This is a genomic window from Acutalibacter sp. 1XD8-33, from assembly GCF_003612555.1.
Lineage (GTDB): Bacteria > Bacillota > Clostridia > Oscillospirales > Acutalibacteraceae > Acutalibacter.
Genome location: NZ_RAZF01000011.1, coordinates 1 through 23,024, shown reverse-complemented (window position 1 = coordinate 23,024; position 23,024 = coordinate 1). Strand labels below are relative to the sequence as shown.

The window sequence follows — 23,024 nt, the reverse complement described above, 5'->3', positions numbered from 1 at the left end:
ATTTTTGCCAGGGTGGTGAATAATAGGTTAACACTCGCTGCGCTCGGTTAACTATCCGAGTTTTGCAAAGTAAAACTCTATAAGAGGGGACGCGGAGAGTTCATCTCGCCGCGCGAGTGCTTATCTTTTTGACGCACTGACGAAGCTCATCTCATCTCACTATTCTCGGCCTCAGGCGCCCCGCTCGGGTTCGTCCTTCGGCCGAACCGCCGGGGGAAACGGGCTCTGCCCGTTTCCCTACGGCCATTTTGCGGCTCGCCGCAAAATGCGAGCGGGGCGGAGCGAACACGGAAAAGGCCAGCGGAGATTAGGCTGAAACATCCACCCGGCCTTGGCGCCCGTCCACCGGACTATTGCACAATGAAAGCCCCCATATAAAAATCCAAACGGCAAAACCGTGCCACAATAGAAAGGAACATCAAAATGCCCGCGAAAAAGCTGAACTTTGAAAGCACCCTGACCCGGCTGGAGGAGATTGTCGCCCGGCTGGAGAGCGGCGACGCCCCCCTGGAGGAGGCCATGGCCCTGTTTGAGGAGGGCGCGAAGCTCTCCGCCCTGTGCTACAACACCCTGAACAAGGCCGAGCAGAAGGTTCGGGAGCTCACCGCCTCTCTGCGGCCGGAGGAGGACCCCCATGATGAAAGCCTATCTTGAGGCCGTGGAGCGGGCCCTGGAGCAGATCCTGCCCGCCCCCGCCCCCCAGGATCCCGCCGCTTCCGTCACGGAGGCCATGCGCTATAGCCTGCTGGACGGGGGCAAGCGGATCCGTCCGGCGCTGGTTCTAGCCTTCTGCCAGCTGTGCGGCGGAGACTGGCGAGAGGCCCTGCCCTTCGCCTGCGCTGTGGAGATGGTCCACACCTATTCCCTCATCCACGACGACCTGCCCTGTATGGACGACGACGAGCTCCGCCGGGGACGGCCCACCTGCCACAGAGTCTACGGCGAGGCCATGGCCCTGCTGGCCGGGGACGGCCTGCTCACCTTGGCCTTTGAGACCGTTCTGAGCTTTCCCGACGCCCTCCGGGGGGCCGAAGCCGGGAAAACTCTGGCCCGGCTGGCCGGATACCGGGGCATGGTGGGGGGCCAGTGCGTGGACCTGTTCTCCGAAGGCAAGGAGGCGGACCTGGACCTGCTGAAGATCATGGACCAGGGAAAGACCGTGGCCCTCATCGATGCCGCCTGCCGCATGGGCTGCATCGCCGCCGGAGGGGACGAGGCCGTTCTTTCTGCCGCCGGACGGTACGCCCAGGGGGTGGGCATGGCTTTCCAAATCCGGGACGACATCCTGGACCTCACCGGGAGCGCGGAAAAGCTGGGGAAGAACACCGGCATGGATGCCGCCCGGGACAAGCGGAACTACGTGACCCTTCTGGGGGTGGAGCGGGCCCAGGCCCTGGTGGATTCCTACACCGCCCAGGCCGTGGAGGCCCTGGAGGCCTTCCCTGGGGACAGCGGCTTCCTCCGGGAGCTAGCCCTCTCCCTGGCCGGGCGGGAAAACTAGTGAGGATTCTCCGCTACGTGGTTCCGGCGGAATGGGAGGGGGCCACGGTGAAGGCCTTTGCCCGGGGATATCTGGAGCTCTCCGCCCATGCCCTGGCGGGGCAGAAATTTCCGGGGGGCATTCGGGTGAACGGCCAGGACTGCCATGTGCGCCAGCACCTGCGGGCCGGGGACGTCCTTGCCCTTTCCCTGCCCCCGGAGGGGGCGGACTACCCTTGTGAAAACCTGCCTCTGGCCGTCGTCTATGAGGACGAGGATTTCCTCATCGTTGACAAGGCTTCAGGGATGCCCGTGCACCCCTCCCCCGGCCACGACTGGGACAGCCTGCTTCAGGCCGTCTCCTGGCACTACCGGCGCACCGGCCAGAGCTGCGCCGTCAAGCCCCTCTTCCGCCTGGACAAGGACACCAGCGGACTGCTGGCCATTGCCAAGCACCGGATCGCGGCGGGGGCACGGACCAGGAAAACCTATCTGGCCGTCTGCGAAGGGGTTCTCTCCGGCTCCGGCACGGTGGACGCGCCCATCGGGCTGGCGGAGGGCAGCAAGATCCTGCGGGTCTGCGGCCCCGGCCCCCAAAGCCAGCCCGCCGTCACCCACTGGCGGGCCCTGGCCCAGGCGGAGGACCACACCCTCCTGGCCCTCTGGCTGGAGACCGGCCGCACCCACCAGATCCGGGCCCACATGGCATGGCTGGGCCATCCCCTGGCCGGGGACGATCTGTACGGGGGCGGCCTCCAGCTGGTTTCCCGGCAGGCCTTGCACTGCTGTTCCCTGGAGCTGGAGTGCAGGGCCCTGGGCCTCCGCCGGGAGTTTCACTCCCCCCTTCCGGAGGACCTTGCCCAGGCGTTTTCCTGGGCAAGACCTTGGGGTTGTCTCGGCTACCGCCTCGGTCGGTTCGCAGCGTTGTCTGCAATACTTGGCTTTGCCAAGTATCCGGCAGACGCTCACCCCCAAACCCCTGCCACCTTTGAGAAAGGTAAGACTTCGTAGAACGAAGTCTACGAAACATTTTACCCACTCCTCACTGTGTTCGTCGCACATGACGCCAAGAATGGAGAAATGAGCCAGCTGAGTTTCGTCATGTGTCATGAGTTTTGCTACGCAAAACTCTACCAAGCTGGGTGCAAGCGCACTCAGCTAACCAACGTAAAAGTTTTGCAGACTTCGCTCTGCGAAGTCTTAGCTTTCTTCAAAAGCTCGCGGTGGTTTGGAGGCAGAGCCTCTACGGTCTTGCCCTTGACCTTAACACCTGAGAAGCGCATTTTTTGAAGATGAATTGGCGCGTAGCGCCAAGAGGAAACTTTTTGTAAGAGAAAAAAGTTTCCTGGAAATCAGAACCAGCCTGCGCCGTGTATCCAGCACCCAGCCCGGCGAGTTTTGCGAAGCAAAACGGAAAGATAAACCGAGCGATGCGAGTGTTTATCTTTTTGACACTACCGCGAAACCTAGCTTATTCCTCGCACTTGCTTGGCGCGGTGTGCCCCGCTCGCATTTTGCGGCGAGCCGCAAAATGGCCGCGAGGAAACGGGCAAAGCCCGCTTCCTCCGGCGGTTCGTCCGAAGGACGAACCCGAGCGGGGTGGATGCGGAGAAAGCCAGCGCTGGGCGCAGCTACCAAGCCTAAACGCCCGCCGGGCGTGGTGCTCCGCAATTAGCCAATGTGCGCACTCACGCGCCCATAAAAAAATAAAAACTCTCAAAATCTCTATCAGTTACGAAAGGAGCACCCCTATGCCCGCCTGTATCACCCACAATCTGTTCGCCAGGGACGTTCTGGCCCGGCTCCGGGAAAGCGTGGACGAGTGCGCCTGTTTCTGGGGCGCCCAGGGCCCGGATTTCCTCTTCTGCCACCGGTACTTCCAGTCCGCCCTGAAGAAAACCGGCGCCTCCCTGAAGGAGTACGGCTCTGCCCTGCACCGGGATCCGCCCTCCGCCACCTTGAACGCCATGCGGGACTTTCTCTCTCGCCACAGTGACCCCTCCTACCGCTCCTATGTGCTGGGATTTCTGTGCCATTACGCCCTGGACTCCACCGCCCACCCCTTTGTGAACGCCCGGGCAAGGGAGCTGGCGGAGCGCCGCCCCGGGGAGAACCCCTCCACCATGCACGGGGAGATCGAGGCCTCCCTAGACGCCATCGTCCTGCGCTGGAAAACCGGGAAGCTGCCCTCCGAGGTGAAGCTGGGAGACATGTTTCCCAAGAACGAGGGGGCCCAGCGGAAGATCGCCTGCCTCTACCAGGACGTGCTCTCCACGGTCTACGGGGCCCAGGTCTCCCAGGAGGAGCTCTATCAGGCCACCAAGGACGCCCACTTTGTCTTTGCCTGCTGCACCGACCGCACGGGCCTCAAGCGCGGCCTGTTCCGGGTGATTGAGAAGGGCCGGCCCAGCTATGTGGCTTCCCATCTGGTGCCCATCACCGAGGACCCGGAGGAGGACTTCGCCAACCTCAGCCACGAAAGCTGGACCTGGGAGGGGACGCGGCGAGACCGGGATTTCTTCCAGCTCTACGAGGAGGCTCTGGATCTGGCGGAGCTCCTGTGGAAGCGCTTCGACACCGGGGACTTCGCCTCCCTTACCCAAGAGAGGCCCTTTGGATGAGAACCCGGTGATCTGAGAGTGGGCCAAGCGCGCTTTTGGGACGATATTTTGGAGTCTCGCCTGCTGGCTCGGTCGGTTCGCGGCGTTGTCTGCAATACTTGGCTTTGCCAAGTATCCGGCAGAACGCTCACCCTCCGGCGGCCACTCCGTATCACTTATTAAAAAAGTGTGCAAGCATTACAATTAGGTTACACAAGTTTAAACGACCCGTGAACCTAATTTTTTGTATATCCGGGCCGGAAAGTCACAGGAGGACACCAAAATGAAGCACGTTACATTTGAAGGGTACAAAGCCGCGAAAGCCGAAATTCTGTTAGGCGTACAGTGCAAAGAAGATTCCACGTGGGAGGGCAATGCTATTCGCAAGACCTACGCCACAGAGGAAAGCGGCGTGTTCTATGAAGGAAACGACGGAGCGCATTGAGTTTTGGAGCGACAAACACCCGGAAAGCCGAATTTATGATGAAAACGAGCGGGCGGCGGTCCCTGTTGCCGAAACCGCCGCGGCGGAAGCTACCACCCCGGAACGGGTCTCCGGTTACGGTGAACTGTTGCAAGAAAAGATCAGGACGGAAACAAAGGATTTTAACGCCCTGAACGAGTTTGAAAAGTTCATTCTTAGTAGCGGGTATCTGTATGACACGGAAGAGGAATTGAAAGCCGGTTCTTAAGTTCGGCGGCTCTGCCGCCTAGTTCAAAAGATTCTTTTAAAATAAATTAACTATATCCGCAATTGTAAAGATACCCTTTTCAGTTCACGCGCTATATAAAAAGAACCCGCCGCTGGCCGCGACGGGTTCTTTTCACTTTTTCAGGAGCAGCCTTGTCTCTCCTGGGTTCAGGGTGTGCAGCCGGGTTTTAATCTTTTTGTGTGCCAGGTCCTCCCAGATCATATCCCGGAGCACCGTGCCCTGGTTGGAACCGTGAATCACCCGCAGCTCGGTCACTCCCGCCGGAACATGGTCCAGCCAGTTCAGCAGCAGCTCCTTGGCGTCTGCCTGATACATTCCATGAAGGTCCACCCGCATCCCATCACCCTCCCGTCGGAACCGCACGGCCTACTCCTGGGGCAGGACCACCACTTTGATGGACTCGCTCCCCTGTTGGGCGGCGATGGCCTCCGGCAGCTGGCCGATTCCAAAGCGGTGGGTGATGATGGGGCCAAAGTCCACCCGTCCGGCGTTAATCAGCGCCACGGCCCGGGCATGGGTATCCGGATTCACGAAAGACCCCTTTACTGTCAGTTCTTTCTTATAGAGGTCAAACAGGGGCAGAGGGAATACGGCGTCCACCTTGGGCACGCTGAACAGCACCAGCGTGGCTCCTTTGTTGGCAAAGGCAAAGGCGCTTTCCACCGCCAGATGATTGCCCACGCACTCAATGACCACATCGGCGGAATTCTCTCCCTGGACGCGGCTTTGGGCATCCGCGGGATCAATCGCCAGATCCGCCCCCAGAGCCAGCGCCGCCTCCCGGCGTTTGGGGTTGGGCTCGCTGAGGAACACCCGCCCCGCGCCGGACAGCCGCGCCAGTTGGAGCATCATCAGGCCGATGGCCCCGCCGCCCACAACGCACACCGTCTGCCCAGGCTTGATTCCCGCCAGGTCGATGCCGTGAAGGCAACAGGCCAGAGGCTCCGCCATGGCTCCCGCCTGGAAGGGGACCCCTTCCGCCAGCTTGAAGGCCTGCCCCTGGGGCACCAAGCTATACTGGGCAAAGCCACCGTCCCGGGTTACCCCCACGGCCTGCATACTCTCGCAGAGCTGCTTTTTGCCGTCGCGGCAGTATTCACACCGGCCGCAGTAAATATTGGGATCTACCGTCACATGGTCGCCGGGCTTTAAGCCGTCGACGCCCTCCCCCACTTCCACGATCTCGCCAGAATATTCGTGCCCCAGCACCACCGGCGGTGTCACATCCGCAGAGCCCGGTTCTCCGTAATAGATGTGCACATCCGTGCCGCACACCCCGCAGGCCATGTTCTTGATCACAACCTCCCCAGAGCCAGGGCGGGGAATCTCCCTCTCCCGGACCTCAAAAGCCTGGTTTCCCAGGAAATAGCTTGCTTTCATGATAGTCGCCATCCGGTACGGAACGCGCGAAAGAGAGGGATGAACCCCGTCTTTCGCGCCCCGTGTCGCTCCTTTCGTTGTATTTTTCTCATTTCGGTTTTTATAGTTAACACAGTTCAAAAGAAGTATTCTGCCTCTTTTGAACCAGGCGCGTAGCTGCCCAGCTTAAAAATCGGTAGCTACCGATTTTTAAGTGTGTTTACTATATCTTTGGTTTCCGTCCCTGCCAAAAGCCCGCTTCTCAATCACTGGCCCCACGCCCTGTCAGGGAGCCGGAATTTGGCAGATCCGCCCGCCCCTGGCCGTGCTCTCCGCCTCATGCCATCGATTACGCCGGGACTATTGTAGAAAAAGGAGGCCCTTTCGAGCCCCCTTCTTCTCAGGTTTATGTTTCTATTTCGTCAGGGCAGAGCTTGCGGGCCGCGCTTATTCGTACTCGACCACGTTTACCCAGCCCATGAGGAATTCCTTCTCCTCGGGCTTGCCTTTCACAGACTGGCTGGCGGCCACAATGGGCAGCCACTTCTGCACATACTGCTTGGCGGTGTCGGACTTCTTGCAGAAGATGTCCAGATACTGCTCCGCGCCGTCCATGTCGCCCTGAAGCCAGAACAGCAGATAGGTCCGGGCCGCGTCGGCGCTGGCATTGCCCTGGGTGGCATGGGCCCAGTCCAGCACAGCGTAGCCGCCGTCGGGCTTGATAATCACGTTAGAGGGGTTAAAGTCTCCATGGCACAGCTTGCGGTGCTTGGGCAGGCTGTCCAGACGGGCGTCCAGCTCATAGCGAGTGGTGGCATCCAGGCCGGTCTGGCTGATCTTCCGGCGCATTTTGTCCTGAAGCAGAGTGAGCATGGGGGCGGTGTGCTTGTGGATCTCCAGCTGAATGTCCACTAGACGCTCCAGATACTCCTGCTTCTTCTCCGGATTCTCCTTCATCAGCCGGTCCATGGTCTTGCCCTCAATATAATCGGTGACAATGGCCCACTTGCCCTCTACCATCTCAACGCCCTGCACCCGGGGCATGGGTACGCCCGTCTCTTCCACCCGGGCAATGTTCAGCGCCTCGTTGAGGATGTCCGCCTTGGAGTAGTCCTCGTCAAAAACCTTAATCACCTTGTCATTTTCCCTGTAAAGGGTCTTGGAGGTGCGCGCCGCGATTACTCTTGCATTTTCCAGATTCATAACTGATACTCCTCCTTCTTATTTGCCGTTGTAGCACTTGAGGTAGATTTCTTTGATCTCGCTCATCAGCGGGTAACGGGGGTTGGCGCCTGTGCACTGGTCGTTAAAGGCGTTCTCCACCATCTCGTCCAGCGTGGCCTGGAAAGCCTCTTCGGTTACGCCATAATCCTTGATGGTTTTCTTGATGCCGATCTTATCCTTCAGCTCTTCCAGAGCCTTAATCAGGCTCTCCAGCAGCTCGTCGTCATTGCTGCCGGGCAGGCCGCAGGCCTTGGCAATCTCCGCGTAGCGGGCCTTGGCGTGGGGATACTGATACTGAGAGAAGGTGCCCATCTTGGTGGGAACCTCGGCGGCGTTATAGCGGATCACATCGGTGAGGATCACCGCGTTGGCAATGCCGTGGGGCAGGTGATGGTAGGCGCCCAGCTTGTGGGCCATAGAGTGGTTCAGACCCAGGAAAGCGTTGGCAAAAGCCATACCGGCGATGCAGCTGGCCTCTGCCATTTTTTCACGGGCAATGGGGTCATTGGCGCCATTCTCATAGGCGGAGGGCAGATACTGGAATACCGCTTTGATAGCCTGCAGAGCCAGGCCGTCGGTGAACTGAGAAGCCATAATGGATACATAGGCCTCGATGGCGTGGGTCATGGCGTCAATGCCGGAGGCGCTGGTCAGGCCCTTGGGCTGGTTCATCATGTTGTCCACGTCCACAATGGCCATGGTGGGCAGCAGCTCATAGTCTGCCAGGGGCCACTTGGTGCCGGTTTTCTCGTCGGTGATGATGGCGAAGGGGGTAACCTCGGAGCCGGTGCCGGAGGAGGTGGGGATGGCCACCATCATGGCCTTCTGGCCCATCTTGGGGAAGCGGTAGATGCGCTTGCGGATGTCCATAAAGTCCATGCTCATGGCCTGGAAGTCCGCGTCCGGATGCTCATAGAGCACCCACATGATCTTGGCAGCGTCCATGGGGGAGCCGCCGCCCAGGGCGATAATGGCGTCGGGCTGGAAGGAGCGGATCTGCTTTACACCCTCCAGAGCGCAGGCCAGGGTGGGGTCCGGGGCAACGTCGGCAAAAACCGCGTACTGGATGCCCAGTTCGTCCAGCTTGTCGGTGAGGGGCTTGGTGTAGCCGTTCTGATACAGGAAGCTGTCGGTAACGATGAAGGCTTTCTTCCTCTCATACTCGGTTTTCAGCTCTTCCAGAGCCACGGGCATGCAGCCCTTCTTGAAGAACACCTTCTCAGGCGTGCGGAACCACAGCATATTCTCTCTCCTCTCGGCCACGGTCTTGATATTGATCAGGTGCTTGACGCCCACGTTCTCGGAAACGGAGTTACCGCCCCAGGAGCCGCAGCCCAGGGTCAGGGACGGGGCCAGCTTGAAGTTGTACAGGTCGCCGATGCCGCCGAAGGAGGACGGGGTGTTCACCACGATACGGCAGGTTTTCATGGCTGCCTGATGAGCGGCCAGCTTCTCCTTCTGGGTCACGTCAATGTACAGGGAGGCGGTGTGGCCGTAGCCGCCGTCCTCGATGAGGCGCTCGGCCTTCTGGATGGCGTCCTCGAAGCTGACGGCCTTGTACATGGCCAGCACGGGAGACAGCTTCTCGTGGGCAAACTCCTCGGAGATGTCCACGCTCTCCACCTCGCCGATGAGAATCTTGGTGGTCTCGGGCACGGTGACGCCGGCCAGCTGGGCGATCTTGAAGGCGGACTGGCCCACGATCTTGGCGTTCAGGGCGCCGTTGATGATGATAGCCTTGCGCACCTTGTTCAGCTCGGACTTGGAGAGGATATGGCAGCCGCGCTTAACGAACTCGGCTTTTACCTGCTCATAGAGGGGCTCCAGGGTGATCACGGACTGTTCGGAGGCGCAGATCATGCCGTTGTCAAAGGTCTTGGAGTGAATAATGGAGTTCACAGCCAGAATGGGGTCGGCAGTGTCGTCGATGATGGCGGGCACATTGCCCGCGCCCACGCCCAGAGCCGGAGTGCCGGAGGAGTAGGCGGACTTCACCATGCCGGGGCCGCCGGTGGCTAGAATGATGTCGGCCTCAGCCATAACCAGATTGGTCAGCTCCAAAGAGGGAGCGTCGATCCAGCCGAAGAGGCCCTCGGGAGCGCCTGCCTTGACAGCTGCTTCCAGAACCACCTTGGCGGCGGCAATGGTGCACTTCTTGGCCCGGGGGTGGGGGCTGATAATAATGCCGTTGCGGGATTTCAGAGCCAGCAAGGTCTTAAAGATAGCGGTAGAGGTGGGGTTGGTGGTGGGGATGACGGCGGCGATCACGCCAATGGGCTCGGCGATTTTCCGGATGCCGAAGGCCTTGTCCTCCTCAATCACACCGCAGGTCTTGGTGTTCTTATAGGTGTTGTAGATATACTCGGCGGCATAGTGGTTTTTGATCACCTTATCCTCCACTACGCCCATGCCCGTCTCTTCCACAGCCATTTTTGCCAGCGGAATCCGCTGCAGGTTGGCGGCCATGGCCGCGGCGCGGAAAATCTCGTCCACCTGCTGCTGGGTATAGGTGGCGTACTTTTTCTGCGCCTCGCGCACCCGGGCCAGCATTTTTTCAAAGGTTTCCACGTTTTCCACGATTTCAAAATTTGTCTCCATGAAATTGCCCATCCTTTGCTGTTTATTTTGTGCTGAATCGTTCTTTCAGGTGGTTAGAAAGCAATGCCAGTGAAACCGCCATGTTTTCGTTCTGCACCAGGATGCCTTCCGGTACGTTCAAATGGGCATTGGCAAAGTTCCAAACCGCCAAAATGCCGCTGTCTATCAGCTGGTCGCACACCTTTTGGGCATGTTCCCCCGGCACCGTAATGATCCCGATGTGTACGCCCACTCTGCGGCACAGCCCCGGGAGCTTTTCCATGGGCAAGATCCGTTTTCCGGCCACCTCTGTCTCCACAAGGGCGGGGTCGGAATCGAATCCGGCCAAAATGTTCAGCCCATATTGGGGAAAACCGCTGTAGGAAAGCAGCGCCTGCCCCAGCTTGCCCGCCCCCACCAAAATGGCGTCTTGGGTGTTGTCGTAACCTAAAAAGCACTCCAACTCCCGAATCAGCTCCAGGCGGACATAGCCCACCTTTGGCCTGCCCCGGCTGCTCACCGAAGCCAGATCCTTGCGCACCACCACATCGTTGATGCCCAAAGCCTCTGCAATGGCCGTGGCGGAAACATATTTGCCCGCCTGCTCCCCGGAATTCCGCAGAAAGTTCAGATAGGCCGGCAAACGCTGCAAGGCCTGCTTTGAAACACACCGGTCCGGCATTTTTATCACCTCTCTTCCCTGTTTCCTGGATCGATTCTTCTACTATTTATAATATAGCACATTCTTCAGAAAAAGAAAAGAAAAAAATCAAAATATCGATAAATAAATATCGATAACAATTTCTTGACTATTTGTGTACTTTCCACCAGGGAAGCTCCCACAAAAAATTCCCGGACAGCGCCCGGGAGTTTTTGCATTTATTCCTTTTTTCTTCTGCCGCGCTCTGCCGGAAAGGCCCATACAATCGCCGCGGCAATGCAGAACGCAGATCAAAAAAGAGAAACGCCTAAAACCCCCATGTTCCTCGGCGCTCCTCTTTGGCGCAAGCCAATATTTTCTGGAGATGGATGTCGGAATCGAACCGACCACCTCATCATTACGAGAGGAATCAAAACACACCCTGGTTTTACAGAATCCCGCATAAAATCTGGCTTTTTCGGCTCCCCCGGCACGGGCGGGAAACCACCCCTCCCGTAAGTCCTATTATACTATAAGGCGCCTGCAAAATAAATCAATAATGCAGACAGAAAGGACTTAAATTATGACTATCTCAAAAGGAAGTTACAGAATACACGATTAGAGAGCAGCGAGAATGCTGGATCGTTTCACACAAAATTGGCAGTTTGTCCGTCGAATACAAAATCTCAAAAGATATTTGTGAAAATGAAGATAGCCTAAAAAAATATATTGCCATATTGCCAAAGGAAATATTTTGAGGTGGAGATATGGAGCCAAAAAGGAAAACAACAACCTCATCCGCTGTGAAGAACCGCTATAAAAAAAGTTTACGGTTCCATCATCGTTCGAATTCCCAAGGACATGGCGGAACAGTTCAAAGCGAAGTGCGTTGAAACCGGGATCCCGCAAGCGCAGATTGTCAAAGGCGGCTATGTAACTGTACCAGAGGACGCAGGACACAAAAATTCCGATGCCTTTGAAGGCTTTGCCTATAGGAAAGGATCCTGGGCATCCGGAGGCGCGGGGGCCAGGTTGACGATGTTCAGGCCATTGGCCAAAGCATACCGCACGGTGTAGGAGGTGCCGCCGTTTCGCCGGCGCTGGTCCAGATAACAGAGGCAGTGGGCGCTGTGCTCCACCAGATAGCGATCTCGCAGCAAGAGGCTTTCCCGGCTGAAAAAGTCACCGGTATAAAAGGACTCGTCGGCCTGGCTCAGCAACGCGCGATAGAGGAGCTGCTGCTTTTGCGTCCACCGGCTCTCCTGGCCGGGAAAGGGCAGCACTAAAATCAATTTGAGGCGGGGCTCCAGATCCTCTTTTAGGTGCAGAACCTCTTGAGCCGCCATAGTATCAAACCCCAGTGCGCCCCCCGCTAAAAAGGTATCCACGCCCTGTTCCCTCCACAGCTTTGCGGCTTCCTCGCGGATCCGCCGGCGGATCCAAAGGCTGTCCCGCTCTGCCAGATGCCGGTGGCCGGTAAAGCAGCAGGTTTTTTCCCGGATAATCTGTACGCCCATGAGAACCTCCATTGTATGGTTGAGATTATCATAACACAAATGGCGGAGATTGTCAAAAGAGCGGGCGCGGCGGAAAGCGCCGGTTTGCTCTGCCAGCGCCTGAAACGAACTCTATATTCCGAACCATTTCACGGTGGCCACAGACAACACCACCGCCGCCATATCCCCCAGCAGGGCGGCGGGCAGGGTGTAGCGGAGCTTTTTGCATTGACAGGCGCCAAAGTAGACGGTGATGGCATAAAAGGTGGTTTCCGTGGAGGAGGCCAGCACAGAGGCGATCTTTCCGGTTTCGCTATCCGGGCCAAATTGTTCCAGCAGAGATAGGGTATAGGCCGAGGCTCCGCTGCCGGAAATGGGGCGCAGCAGGGCGAGAGGGATAATCTCTGGAGAAATTCCCACCTGCTGGGCCAGGGGAGCCGTCACGGCGCAGACAGCGTCCAGCAGGCCAGAAGCCCGGACCATGTTTACCGCCACGATTAGGCCGATAAGAGTGGGCAGAATGCCCAGAGAGGTGTGAATGCCCTCTTTGGCCCCGGAGAGGAAGGCGTCGAACACATCCACGCCGCGAAAAAAGCCGAAAAGCAGGATCACGCCGATGATTACCGGAAGAGCAGCCGCCCCTATCTGTTCCATAGCCGCTCCTCCTGCCCCAGGGATTCCCGCCGTTCCGCCAGCTTGCAGCACAGGACCGCGGCTGCCAGAGAGCACAGGGAGGTGACCCAGATTTCCGGCAGAATCCCAAAGGGCGTTGTGCTGCCCTGAGCCGCCCGCATGGCAGCCATGTTGATGGGCAGAATCTGTAAAGAGGCGGTGTTGATTACGACAAAGAGGATCATTCCCCGGGTGGGCAGAGCGCCGGGAGATTTTTCCGCCATGGCCTGAATGGCGGAAAGGCCCAAGGGCGTGGCGGCGTTGCCCAGGCCCAGCAGGTTGGCGGAAAGATTCATACAGATTTTGCCCTTCAGCTCCAGATCTTCCCGGTAGTCGGGGAAAAGCCGGTCGATGATGGGGGAGAACCCTGTGGCCAGCACTCGGGTGAGCCCGCCGCGCTCGGCGATTTTCAGGAATCCCAGCCAGGCGCACATGCTGCCCAGCAGGGACAGGGAGAGCTCTACCGCGCTGGAAGCGCCCTCCATCACTGCGGAGGAGAGTTCCCCCAGACGGCCGTTTATGGCGGCACAGAGTATGCTGAGGACGATCATGCCGAACCAGATGAGATTGATCATGGGGATCCTTCCTTTTTGAAATGGGTATTGACTTTGCGGCAAAAAAGGACTATCTTATGTAAGAACGGTTTTAACATCAGAAAGGACATGAAGATATGTTTGGAGAAAAGATTCTGGAGTATTGGGATGACATTGTAAGCGACCTGGGTAAGCTGGTGGCGATTCCCTCTGTGGCGGTGCCTTCTGAGGGAGAACATCCCTTCGGGGACCAGTGCGCCCGGGCCATAGATACGGTGGTCGAGATGGCGAAAGGCTATGGCCTGGAGGCAAAAAACGTGGACTATTACGCGGCCCATGCGGAATATGGCCTGGGCGAGGGCAATGCCGTGGTTATGGCCCACCTGGACGTGGTGCCTGCCGGGGAGGGCTGGGACACGGATCCCTTCACCATGGTGGTCAAGAACGGCAAAGCGATTGGCCGGGGTGTTTCTGACGATAAGGGTGCGGCTGTGGTAGCGCTTCATTGCCTGCGGGCTTTAAAGGACGCCGGGGTCAAGGGCAACCGGAAGCTGCGGGTGGTGTTCGGCTCGGCGGAGGAGATCGGCATGGCGGATATGCCCTACTACTTCTCCAAGGAGCAGCATCCGGATATGGGATTTACCCCGGATTCCGGCTATGGAATCTGCCACTGTGAAAAGGGAATTATCGACCTGAATATCAAGGCGGAAAATGATTCCCCGCTGATCAAGAGCTTTTCCGCCGGTACGGTTGTCAACGCGGTGCCGGCCAAGGCGGAGTGCCAGATTGTCTGCACCGCCGATGAATTTGAGCGGCTGACCCAGGCCGCGGGAGGCCGGGCGGCGAGCTTTGAAATCACCCGCACAGAGGATGGGGCAAGGCTGCTGGCAAAGGGCAAGGCTGCCCATGCCGCCGGGCCGGAAAATGGCCAGAACGCCGCCACGCATACGGTGGAGCTCTTGGCGGAGGTGTTCGGGAAAGAGCGTCTGGGCAAATTCTTTGGATTTATCCATGAGAAGATCGGGCTGTGCACCACCGGGGAAAAACTGGGGGTGAACATTTCTGACGAACCCAGCGGGGCCTTGACCTTCAATCTGGGTCTGCTCAGCGCCAATTCCCAGGGGTGCAGTCTAACGGTGGACATCCGCTATCCGGCCACCAAGGATGGCGCGTGGGTATCTGAAACCATCCAAAAGGCCGCGAAGGAGGCCGGGCTGGCATACACCCTTCTTTCTGATGCAAAGCCCTTGTATCTGCCCAAGGAGAGCCCTCTGGTGACTCTGCTCTCTGGGGCCTATCAGGATATAGCCGGGGAGGAATGCGACATTTTCTCCATGGGCGGCGGCACCTATGCCCGGCAGATGTTTGGAAAGGGAGTTGCCTTTGGGCCCGGCTTTCACGATGACGAGCCCAGCAACGCCCACGATGTGAACGAGCAGATTGATCTGCGCCGGTTCAAGCTCCATGCCCAGATTTGCCTGGAGTCTATGTACCGGATGCTGACGGCGGAATAAGATATAATTATTAAAGAAAAGGGCTTTTTATGCCCAGGCCGCGGCATAAAGTTGAACAGAAATCTCCAGTTTCTTATACTTTATTGGAGCATGTGATGGCCTTCGGCGACAAGAGTTCGTGAGACTTCGTCTTACGAACTCTCACCCTGGACTGGACCACACTTTTTGAGAAAAGTGTGGATCAAAAACTTTTACTTTGTTTAGCTTTATCTCACCCAGTTAACCAGGGAAAAAGTTTTGTTCACTTTTTCAAAAGTGGTGGGTTTTTTGGGGGGCGACAATCGCCAGTGGCAATTTCCCGTCGCCGACCGAGTCGGCAGTCGAGACCAGCCGAGACCCAGAGTCCCCCAAGCGCCGAAGCCGCACCCCTTGGGGCGGGGGCCACACAGTATTACTCTCAAAACTATCCTTTTGCGAAACCACGGCGGCTGGGAAAATCAGAAATCTTTTGGGTAAAGAGAAGGAATGGCAATGAAAATCGTAATTGTGGGTGATGGCAAAGTAGGCTCGGCCCTGACCGTTCAGCTGGCCAAGGAGGGCCACGACGTGGTGGTCATCGACAGCAACAAGCTGGTGCTGGAGGAGGCCCAGAAATCCCTGGATATTATTGTGGTTCATGGCAACGGCGCCACCATCAAGACGCAGAACCAGGCCAACGTGCAGGGGAGCGACCTGCTCATCGCGGCGACTTCCGCAGACGAAACCAATCTGCTCTGCTGCATTACCGCCCACAAGCTGGGCTGCGCCCACACTATCGCCCGGGTGCGGAATCCCGACTATTTCAGCCAGCTCTACGAGTGGAAGGACGAGCTGGGCCTGTCCATGATGATCAACCCGGAGCTCTCCACAGCCAGCGAGATCTTCCGGCTCTTACAGTTCCCCTCCTTTCTCCGGCGGGACTCCTTTGCCAAGGGCCGGGTGGAGATTGTGGAGATCGAGCTGGGGGAGGACAGCCCGCTGGACGGCTGCCTGCTGATGGACTTCGGCAAAAAGGTGAAGGTCCAGGTGCTGGTCTGCGCGGTGCAGCGGGGCAGCGAGGTCTTTATTCCGGACGGCCGCTTCCGGCTGCAGAAGGGGGACAGGCTCCATGTGACGGCCCCTTCGGGAAACCTGGCAAAGCTCATCCGCAACCTGGGGGTGAGCCAGCGGAAAATCCGGGACGTGATGATTATCGGCGGCAGCAGGATCGCCTATTATCTGGCCACGGAGCTGCTCAAATCCGGCGTAAACGTAAAGCTCATCGAAAAGGACCCGGCCCGCTGCAACGAGCTCTCCGACACCCTGCCCAAGGCCACCGTCATTAACGCCGACGGTTCGGACCGGAATATTCTGGACACGGAGGGTCTGGCCCAGACCGACGCGGTGGTAACGCTGACGGACTTTGACGAGGAAAACCTCATCATCTCCATGTACGCTAACTTCCTGGGCATCTACAAGGTGATCACCAAGATCAACCGCACGGAATTTAACGAGGCCCTGACCGGCAAGGGCATCGACTGCGCTGTAAGCCCCAAGGACCTGTGCTGCAGCGACATCATGCGGTATGTGCGGGCCATGGGCAACCGGAAGGGCGGCTCTGTGACCACCCTGCACCGGATTGTAGAGGACCGAGTGGAGGCGCTGGAATTTCAGGTGGGGAAGGGCCTTCCCTTTTTGGGCCAGCCTCTTTATAAACTGAAGCTGAAGCCGGGCACGTTGATTGCCTGCATCAACCGCCGGGGCCGGGCGATCATTCCTGGGGGCAGCGACGCCATAGAGGCCGGCGACTCGGTGATCGTGGTGGCCACGGCCGACATGGCAATCCAGAATCTCAGCGATATTGTAACCGGCTGAAAGCGAGGCAGTAGAAGTGAATCACAGAATGATTTTGCGCCTTATCAGCTATATCCTCCGGGTGGAGGCTGTATGTCTGCTGCCCTCTGTAGGCATCTCCCTGTTTTATGGGGAGACGCGGGCGGTAGCCGGCACGGCGGCGGTCGTCGTCATTTCGGCGGTGCTCAGCCTGGGCACCTTTCTGCTTCCCCCTAAAGACAGGCAGATCGGCGCCCGGGAGGGGTTTTTGAGCGTGGCGCTGTGCTGGGTGGCGGTTTCCCTGATTGGCGCCCTGCCCTTTTTCCTCAGCGGCGCTGTGCCAAACTATATCGACTGCCTGTTTGAAACTGTTTCCGGCTTTACCACCACCGGGGCCAGCATTCTGACGGACATTGAGGCTCTTCCCATGGGACTGTTGTACTGGCGCAGCTTCACCCACTGGCTGGGCGGGATGGGCGTGCTGGTGTTTCTGCTGGCGGTGATGCCTATGGGCAAGGGGAAGAACTCCCTGCTGCATGTGATGCGGGCGGAGAGCCCCGGCCCCCAGGTGGACAAGCTGGTGCCTAAGCTCCAGGACAGTGCCAAGCTGCTGTACGCCATCTATATCGGGCTGACCCTGGTACAGATCATTCTGCTGCTGGCGGGAGGAATGCCCCTTTTCGACAGCGTCACCACCGCCTTTGGCACGGCGGGCACCGGGGGCTTCGCCATCAAAGGCGATAGCCTGATGAGCTACAGCCATTATCTGCAAGGGGTCTGCACGGTGTTCATGGCTCTGTTCGGGGTGAATTTCTCCATCTTCTATCTGCTGCTGATCCGGCAGTTTATGAAAGTGCTGAAGAACCAGGAGTTGATCCTCTACCTTAGCCTTATGCTGGGCAGCATTCTGGTGATTACCTGGGACATTCTGCCCATTTACCGCCATGTGGGGGAGGCCCTGCATCAGGCGGCCTTCCAGGTGTCCTCCATTATGACGACCACCGGCTTTGCCACGGCGGACTTTAACCAATGGCCCGCCCTGTCCAAAACCTTGCTGGTGGTGCTGATGTTCGTGGGCGCCTGTGCCGGCTCCACCGGCGGCGGCATGAAGGTTGCCCGGGTGCTGCTGCTGTGCAAGGCAGGCAGGAGGAATGTAAAGCGGATGCTCCGCCCTCGCTCCGTTTCCCAAGTACACATGGAGGGACAGACGGTGGGAGAGGAAGTCATCCAAAACACTTACAGCTATCTGGCCGTCTATCTGGCGATCACGGTGGGGTCCATGGTACTGGTTGCCCTGGACGAGTTCTCCCTGGAAACCAATTTGACCGCGGTAGTAGCCTGCCTGAACAATATTGGTCCCGGCCTGGACGTGGTGGGCCCCATGGGCAGCTACGCGGGATTCTCTCCCTTCAGCAAGCTGGTGCTCTCCTTTGACATGCTGGCCGGCAGGCTGGAGATTTTCCCCATGATTATGCTGTTCCTTCCCACGGCATGGCGCAAAACGTAAGGGGATCCGAGGTGTTTCTATGCGGACCAAGCTGGTAAGTCTGGATGAAATCCGAAATTTTTTTGGCAGAGAGGACTCCCTCGGCCCCGACCAGGGCCGGGGGATAGACCGCCGTTCCGCCAAAGCGGTGCTCCAGCTGGCCATTGAGCGGGATTTAACAGACCGGCAGCGGGAGTGTGTTCGGCTATACTTTTTTGATGGACTGACCATGGAGGAGGCCGGACAGGCGCTGGGGGTGAACAAGGCTACGGTTTATCGCCATCTGCAAAAGGCCCTGGCGCGGCTGGAAAGGGCGCTGGCCTACGCGGCGGCAATCCGCCGGGCAGAGCAAGAGGAGGATTAGGGTCTGGTTTAAAACCTATAACAAAGGGAACATGACAACAATCTGTCATGTTCCCTTTTATAATCAAAAAGATTGGCCGAACCGGCAGTGGAGCCTTCAGATGTGGAAGCTCACGGATTGCAGCTGGGGGTTCACCTGGAGCAGTGTGCCCAAAGGCGTGGCCTCCGCCTCGCCCACAAAGCCGTTGGCGCTGTGGATGGCGTCCACGTTCCGCAGCAGCAGCTTTAGCCCAGCGGCCTTGCCCTCGAAGGAGACGGTGATCTTGTCCCCCTCCCGCTTGGCCGTGACAGAGAGGAACTTCTCCCCGCGCATGTCCACCACATCGCAGCTGGCCTCCCCGGTGAGCTCAAACAGGTGGAGGGTCAGGCCGTCGCTGTAGTCGTACTCCACATCGTGGTCGTTGGCCCCCACGGGCAGGATGGTGTTCTCCCGGACCATCAGGGGCAGGCTCATGAAGCCGTGGACCTCGTGGAGCCAGCGGCCGCCCTCCACAACCTGGTTGGAGAGGAGGTTGGTCCAGCGGCCCTGGGGCAGGTAGTAGTCCACGTCCCCGGACTTGGTGAACACCGGGGCCACCAGCAGACTGCCCCCCAGCATATACTGGCGGTCCAGCCCGGCGCAGGGGATGTCCTCCGGGAACTCCAACAGCATGGCCCGCATGAGGGGCACGCCGGTTTCGTGGGTTTCCACCGTGCCGGTGTACAGGTATGGCATCAGGGAGCACTTCAACTTGGTGAACTGGCGCACCACGTCCACGGACTCCTCGTCGAAGAGCCAGGGCACCCGGTAGGAGTTGGACCCGTGCAGGCGGGAGTGAGTGGACAAGAGGCCGAAGGCTGCCCAGCGCTTGTACACGTCGGCGGGAGCGGTGCCCTCGAAGCCGCTGATGTCATGGCTCCAGAAGCCGAAGCCGGAGAGGCACAGGGAGAGCCCGGCCCGGAGGCTCTCGCTCATGGACAGGTAGTTGGAGGAGCAGTCGCCGCCCCAGTGGACCGGGAATTTCTGGCCCCCCGCCGTGGCGCTGCGTGCAAAGAGGCAGGCCTCGTTCTTGCCCTTGTGCTCCTCCAGAAGCTCAAAGACGCACTTGTTGTAGAGGTAGGTGTAGTAGTTGTGCATGAGCACCGGGTCGCTGCCGTCGTAGTAGACGCAGTCCGTGGGGATGCGCTCGCCGAAGTCGGTCTTGAAGCAGTCCACGCCCATGTCCAGCAGGGCCCGAAGCTTGCCCTGATACCACTTCCAGGCCTGGGGATTGGTGAAGTCCACCAGCCCCATCCCGGCCTGCCACAGGTCCCATTGCCACACGCTGCCGTCCGGGCGCTTCAGGAGGTAGCCGTTCTCCATGGCCTCTTTGAAGAGGGGGGATTTCTGGCCGATATAGGAGTTGATCCACACGCAGATCTTCAGGCCCCGCTCCTTCAGGCGCTTGAGAAGGCCGGGGGCGTCCTGGAACATCTTGGGGTCGAATTTGAAGTTGCACCACTCGTTCTCCGCCATCCAGTAGCAGTCGAAGTGGAACACGTGTAGGGGCAGGTCCCGGTTCGCCATGCCGTTCACGAACTGGGAGACGGTCTCCTCGTCGTAGTTGGTGGTGAAGGAGGTGGAGAGCCACAGGCCGAAGGTCCAGGCCGGGGGCAGAGCGGGACGGCCGGTGAGTGCGGTGTAGTTTTGTAGGACGGTTTTGGCGTCCCCGCCGCCGATGACCATGAAGTCCAGCTTTTCTCCGGGCACGGAGAACTGGGCCCGGGTGACCACCTCGGAGCACAGCTCGTAGCTGACCTGGGCGCTGGAGTTCACGAACACGCCGTAGCCCCGGTTGGTGAGGTAGAAGGGGATGTTCTTGTAGGAGATCTCGGAGCAGGTGCCGCCGTCCTCCTGCCACATGTCCACGATCTGGCCGTTTTTCACGAAGGGGGTGAAGCGCTCTCCCAGGCCGTAGATGTTCTCGCCGATGTCCAGGTCCAGCTGGGCCCGCATGAAGGGGCCCTCCGGGGTCTGCACATAGCTGATCATGGAGTGGCCGAAGCGGTCTCCCACCTTGGTGAGGGGCTTGCCGTCGTAGAAATAGGAGAAGCTGGCGGGGCTTTTGGTGATACGCAGCTGGGTGCGGCCGCTGGTGACGGTGAGCCCGCCGTCAAATTCCTCCACCTGCAAGGGCGCGTCCACGGTTTCCAGCTCGAACTGGGGGACCTTCTGGGCGCCGCCCATGAAGTGCCAGGCCTCGGTGCGGATCACGTCCGGGCGGGGGGCGCTGATGAAGATTTCCAGCACCGGGCCGCCCATGCCTCGCTCGTCCTGGGGGTAGGGCACGGAGTAGAGGTAGAGGCGGTCGTCCTCCACCCGGGCCTCCCGGATCTGGACGCAGTCAAAATTTTGTACGCCGGGCTTGTTCAGCCAGTAGCCTTTGGTGAATTTCATAATCATTTCCTTTCTTTTGTCCACGGGCTTGCAAAAGTCTCGCGGTTGGTATATGATAGGTTTTAAAAGTAATACTGTGTGGCCTCCAGTCGCAGAGAGTTTCGCTTCGCGAACTCTGCTGCGCCTTACGGCAAGACCGTGGGGCTCCGGTCTCGCCTGCCGGCTCGGTCGGTTCGCAGCTTGTCTGCCACTGGCAGACGCTCACCCCACACCCGCGCCAGCGTAAGGCCCGCTGGACCGCCCAATGCTGACCAGGGTAAAAGTTTCGTCCACCTTTTCAAAGGTGGTGGGGGTGGAGGGGGCAACGCCCCTCCCTGCCAGAGGCCATCAACACTCTCAACCCCTGTCCTTTTGCAAGCCATATTTTTCATATTATAATACAAACAAGATAAAAAAGAAAGATAGTTTGGAGGAAAAATCATGAATTTTTTTCGTTTTCTGGATGTATCCACCAGCGGACTGGGCCTGCCGGGCACAGTGGCCCTGGTTCTCTTGGGAATCGCGGCCCTGGCCGGGCTGGTCTGGCTGTGGCTGATCGCGCCCCAGCTCGCCCATAGGCCCAGCTTCCAGGAGTTCCGGCGGTTTGACTACGCCCACAGAGGCCTGCACAACCTGGAGAACGGCGTGCCGGAGAACTCCATGAAGGGATTCCGGCTGGCGGAGCTGGGGGGCTTCGGGATGGAGTTTGACCTGCAGCTCACCAAGGACAAGCGGGTGGTGGTGCACCATGACGCCAGCATCAAGCGCAGCTGTGGGGCGGACAAGGCCATCGCGGATCTGACCTATGAGGAGCTGAGGGCCTACCGACTGTTCGGCACCGAGGAGCCTGTGCCTCTGTTCCGGGACGTGCTGGCGGGGCTTCGAGGGACCACGCCGCTGATTATCGAGCTGAAGGGCTACAACGACCCGGCGGAGCTCTGCCAGCTGGCCATGAAGGAACTGGAGGGCTACAAGGGCCTCTACTGCGTGGAATCCTTCGACCCCAGGATCGTGCGCTGGTTCCGGAAGAACCGCCCGGAGATTGTGCGTGGCCAGCTGATGGCCCATTTTAAAGAGGGGGACGACAACCTTACTGCCTGGGAGGCCTTCTGCGGCAGAAATCTGCTGACAAACTGGTACACCCGGCCCAATTTCGAGGCCTACGACCTGCACGCCCGGGACATTCCGGCCATGGGCGCGGTGAAGCGGGTGTTCGGGATGCAGGAGGTGAGCTGGACCATCCGCAGCGAGGAGGAGTACCGGCGGACCAAGGACCTGGGGAGCCTGTGCATTTTCGAGAACATCCTGCCCGCGAAGGCGGAGGGGGAGAGGCAGGAGGCCTATGCCCGGCTGCTGGAGGCGGAATGCGTCATCGTAAACGCGCTTGAAAATCGGTAAATACTGGTTTTCAAGCTGGGCGGCTGCGCCGCTTGGTTCAAAAGAGGCGGTGTACCTCTTTTGAACCGCATTAACGATTCAGTTGCCCGGAGGGTGGAGCAGTAAAGTTTTCATACATAGAAAAATCCCCAGCGGCTGCCGGGGATTTTTTTCATTTTTTGGGGGATTTACCGTTTGGCCCGCTCCATGACGATCTGGGCCATCTCGCCCACGTTTTTCATGGAGGAGATCTCGCCCATCTTGAATTTCATGCGGAACTCCCGCTCCACGGCGGAGATCAGGGTGATGTGCTCCAGGCTGTCCCAGTCCTCGATGTCGTCGGCGGTAGTCTGGGGGCCCACCCGGATGCTGTCGTCGTCGAAAACCTCCTGGAATACCCGGTTCAGGCGGGTGAAAACTTCTCTTGTGTCCATAATTTTCCTCCTATGTCTTTATTGTATTCTTTTTGAGACGCGCCCCAGGCGGAGCGCGTTGGGCTGGCTGTTCACACGCGGGGATAGCAAAAGGCGAAAGACAGGATGGGAAGCCGCTGGATGGTTCCGAAACTAGGGGACGCTTTTCTCAGTTGCAAAAGAGATTCATCTCGCTGTGCGAGATGAACTCTCCGTCCCCTCTTAAGAGTTTTGCTTTGCAAAACTCGGATAGTTAACCGAGCGCAGCGAGTGTTAACCTATTATTCACCACCCTGGCAAAAATACGCTTCTCAGGTGTTTAAGGGCAAGACCTTGAGGGCGTTGAGTCTCAGCTGGTCTCGTCTGCCGACTCGGTCAGGTCAGAACGCTCC

At 58.7% G+C, this 23,024-nt stretch carries 21 protein-coding genes; 11 read left to right on the top strand and 10 right to left on the bottom strand.

The features are described from left to right. The first annotated feature begins 423 nt into the window (after positions 1-423). From xseB to D7X94_RS09310, 6 genes are all read left to right on the top strand, one after another. Positions 424-654 (top strand): exodeoxyribonuclease VII small subunit, encoded by a 231-nt coding sequence (gene xseB / locus D7X94_RS09330; RefSeq protein WP_120427451.1) that lies wholly within the window; start codon positions 424-426, stop codon positions 652-654. Then, complete coding sequence (locus D7X94_RS09325; RefSeq protein WP_120427450.1) at positions 635-1,501, top strand: polyprenyl synthetase family protein; 867 nt, start codon at positions 635-637, stop codon at positions 1,499-1,501. The genes xseB and D7X94_RS09325 overlap by 20 nt, the downstream gene beginning before the upstream one ends. Further along, positions 1,501-2,490: an RluA family pseudouridine synthase gene (locus D7X94_RS19505; protein ID WP_120427449.1), complete on the top strand. Its 990-nt coding sequence runs from the start codon at positions 1,501-1,503 to the stop codon at positions 2,488-2,490. The genes D7X94_RS09325 and D7X94_RS19505 overlap by 1 nt, the downstream gene beginning before the upstream one ends. Before the next feature lie 740 nt (positions 2,491-3,230). Then, positions 3,231-4,100, top strand: coding sequence for a zinc dependent phospholipase C family protein (locus D7X94_RS09315; protein ID WP_158590973.1), 870 nt, complete (start codon positions 3,231-3,233; stop codon positions 4,098-4,100). Between the two features lie 262 nt (positions 4,101-4,362). Further along, positions 4,363-4,524 (top strand): hypothetical protein, encoded by a 162-nt coding sequence (locus D7X94_RS18435; RefSeq protein WP_158590972.1) that lies wholly within the window; start codon positions 4,363-4,365, stop codon positions 4,522-4,524. Next, on the top strand, positions 4,499-4,771 hold the full coding sequence (locus tag D7X94_RS09310) for a hypothetical protein (RefSeq protein ID WP_120427447.1): 273 nt from the start codon (positions 4,499-4,501) through the stop codon (positions 4,769-4,771). Before D7X94_RS18435 ends, D7X94_RS09310 begins: the two co-directional genes overlap by 26 nt. A 132-nt stretch (positions 4,772-4,903) precedes the next feature. Here D7X94_RS09310 and D7X94_RS09305 read toward each other — a convergent pair whose 3' ends face one another. The 8 genes from D7X94_RS09305 to D7X94_RS09270 all read right to left on the bottom strand — a co-directional run bounded on the left by D7X94_RS09305 (position 4,904) and on the right by D7X94_RS09270 (position 13,335). Next, the gene (locus tag D7X94_RS09305) at positions 4,904-5,155 is read right to left on the bottom strand and encodes a Smr/MutS family protein (RefSeq protein WP_147401697.1); all 252 of its coding nucleotides are present in this window, start codon (positions 5,153-5,155) and stop codon (positions 4,904-4,906) included. A gap of 3 nt (positions 5,156-5,158) precedes the next feature. After that, on the bottom strand, positions 5,159-6,172 hold the full coding sequence (locus D7X94_RS09300; protein WP_120427445.1) for a zinc-dependent alcohol dehydrogenase family protein: 1,014 nt from the start codon (positions 6,170-6,172) through the stop codon (positions 5,159-5,161). A 426-nt stretch (positions 6,173-6,598) separates the two neighbouring features. Further along, entirely contained in the window at positions 6,599-7,354 is a 756-nt protein-coding gene (locus tag D7X94_RS09295; protein WP_120427444.1) for a phosphotransferase family protein, read from the bottom strand. 18 nt (positions 7,355-7,372) lie between these two features. Next, a complete protein-coding gene (gene adhE / locus D7X94_RS09290; RefSeq protein WP_243111244.1) occupies positions 7,373-9,973 on the bottom strand; it encodes a bifunctional acetaldehyde-CoA/alcohol dehydrogenase in 2,601 nt (866 codons plus the stop codon). Between the two features lie 22 nt (positions 9,974-9,995). Further along, a complete protein-coding gene (locus D7X94_RS09285; protein WP_442857898.1) occupies positions 9,996-10,634 on the bottom strand; it encodes a redox-sensing transcriptional repressor Rex in 639 nt (212 codons plus the stop codon). Positions 10,635-11,581: 947 nt separating this feature from the next. Next, on the bottom strand, positions 11,582-12,109 hold the full coding sequence (locus D7X94_RS09280; protein WP_158590971.1) for an SLOG family protein: 528 nt from the start codon (positions 12,107-12,109) through the stop codon (positions 11,582-11,584). A gap of 111 nt (positions 12,110-12,220) precedes the next feature. Beyond that, entirely contained in the window at positions 12,221-12,742 is a 522-nt protein-coding gene (locus D7X94_RS09275; protein WP_199715056.1) for a spore maturation protein, read from the bottom strand. Then, positions 12,730-13,335 carry a nucleoside recognition domain-containing protein gene (locus D7X94_RS09270; RefSeq protein ID WP_120427441.1) on the bottom strand — a complete coding sequence of 202 codons (606 nt, stop codon included), beginning with the start codon at positions 13,333-13,335 and terminating at the stop codon, positions 12,730-12,732. Before D7X94_RS09270 ends, D7X94_RS09275 begins: the two co-directional genes overlap by 13 nt. 95 nt (positions 13,336-13,430) lie before the next feature. Here D7X94_RS09270 and D7X94_RS09265 point away from each other — a divergent pair, with 95 nt between their 5' ends. From D7X94_RS09265 to D7X94_RS09250, 4 genes are all read left to right on the top strand, one after another. Next, positions 13,431-14,807, top strand: coding sequence for a Sapep family Mn(2+)-dependent dipeptidase (locus tag D7X94_RS09265; protein ID WP_120427440.1), 1,377 nt, complete (start codon positions 13,431-13,433; stop codon positions 14,805-14,807). A gap of 471 nt (positions 14,808-15,278) precedes the next feature. Continuing rightward, on the top strand, positions 15,279-16,640 hold the full coding sequence (trkA, locus tag D7X94_RS09260) for a Trk system potassium transporter TrkA (RefSeq protein WP_120427439.1): 1,362 nt from the start codon (positions 15,279-15,281) through the stop codon (positions 16,638-16,640). 16 nt (positions 16,641-16,656) lie between these two features. Next, positions 16,657-18,105 carry a TrkH family potassium uptake protein gene (locus D7X94_RS09255; protein WP_120427438.1) on the top strand — a complete coding sequence of 483 codons (1,449 nt, stop codon included), beginning with the start codon at positions 16,657-16,659 and terminating at the stop codon, positions 18,103-18,105. Between the two features lie 19 nt (positions 18,106-18,124). Further along, positions 18,125-18,448 carry a sigma-70 family RNA polymerase sigma factor gene (locus D7X94_RS09250; RefSeq protein WP_120427437.1) on the top strand — a complete coding sequence of 108 codons (324 nt, stop codon included), beginning with the start codon at positions 18,125-18,127 and terminating at the stop codon, positions 18,446-18,448. Between the two features lie 96 nt (positions 18,449-18,544). Here D7X94_RS09250 and yicI read toward each other — a convergent pair whose 3' ends face one another. Continuing rightward, the gene (yicI, locus tag D7X94_RS09245) at positions 18,545-20,863 is read right to left on the bottom strand and encodes an alpha-xylosidase (protein ID WP_120427436.1); all 2,319 of its coding nucleotides are present in this window, start codon (positions 20,861-20,863) and stop codon (positions 18,545-18,547) included. A gap of 420 nt (positions 20,864-21,283) precedes the next feature. Between yicI and D7X94_RS09240 the strand changes: the two genes are divergently transcribed. Further along, positions 21,284-22,240, top strand: a complete 957-nt coding sequence (locus tag D7X94_RS09240) for a glycerophosphodiester phosphodiesterase family protein (RefSeq protein ID WP_120427435.1) — start codon at positions 21,284-21,286, stop codon at positions 22,238-22,240. A 167-nt stretch (positions 22,241-22,407) separates the two neighbouring features. Here the strand turns inward: D7X94_RS09240 and D7X94_RS09235 are convergent, their stop codons facing one another. Next, positions 22,408-22,653, bottom strand: a complete 246-nt coding sequence (locus D7X94_RS09235) for an acyl carrier protein (protein WP_120427434.1) — start codon at positions 22,651-22,653, stop codon at positions 22,408-22,410. Between the last annotated feature and the right edge of the window lie 371 nt (positions 22,654-23,024).